Source organism: Ulvibacter sp. 2305UL32-6 (assembly GCF_058148545.1).
The window spans coordinates 1-756 of record NZ_JBYVKA010000065.1; the positions used below are offsets into that span (position 1 = coordinate 1).

The 756-nt window shown below is 30.7% G+C and carries 1 protein-coding gene; it reads right to left on the bottom strand.

Annotated features, from left to right (window positions below; genetic code table 11):
- Positions 1-130: 130 nt before the first annotated feature.
- Positions 131-655, bottom strand: a complete 525-nt coding sequence (locus ACY2RU_RS17740; RefSeq protein WP_490139821.1) for a nuclear transport factor 2 family protein — start codon at positions 653-655, stop codon at positions 131-133.
- Between the last annotated feature and the right edge of the window lie 101 nt (positions 656-756).

Below are 756 nucleotides of genomic sequence, written 5' to 3' on the forward strand. Positions count from 1 at the left end.
AGATTAGTTGCGTGTTTTAAGCACCTAATTTAGCAAATACAAACCGAATAGAAAATCCGCGAGGATTTTCGTAAGTAAGCCTGCACTAGCAATTAATTTTATACGGTGTTGGCTGTAGTGTTTTGTTCAATTATTTCATTACAGGAGGTGATGCAGATTCGTGTGCATAAGTTATTCTCCATTCATTATCTAATTTACTAAAAAGCATAGTTCCGACATAAGAGTCAAAATTCATTTTTTCTCCCGTTTTGAGTTCAATTTCCGCTTTTCCAATCCAAGTATAGAGTACAAGGTCTTTGTTCAGAAACCTATATTCTTCTTTGATAGTTGTTTGATTGTATGCTTTAAATTGTTCGAAGGATTCTATATTAGTACTTTTAAAAGTATCATAATTATCAATCGAAGCATCAGGAGTGATAACAATAAAATCAGGCGATTTTAAATAAGGTTCTAAAGCAGAGTGAATATCAACTTTCTCTGCGCTTTCAATTATGATTTTTGCTACATTAGAAATTTCTTTTTTTGCTATTTCTTTTTCTTTTTCAGTCCATTCAAATTCGGCAGATTGATTTTGACAAGAAGTCAAAGTGAATGAAAACAAAATGATTGTTCCCATAAAAAACAACAATGAAGATAAATTATTGGTTAGTTTCATAAAATTCATTTTTTTTTGCCTACTCTTTTCGGTTTTCGGCTTACTCCGCTTATCATATTTAATGATTTATTTTTCATATAAGTTTTTCCGTTCGCATTACA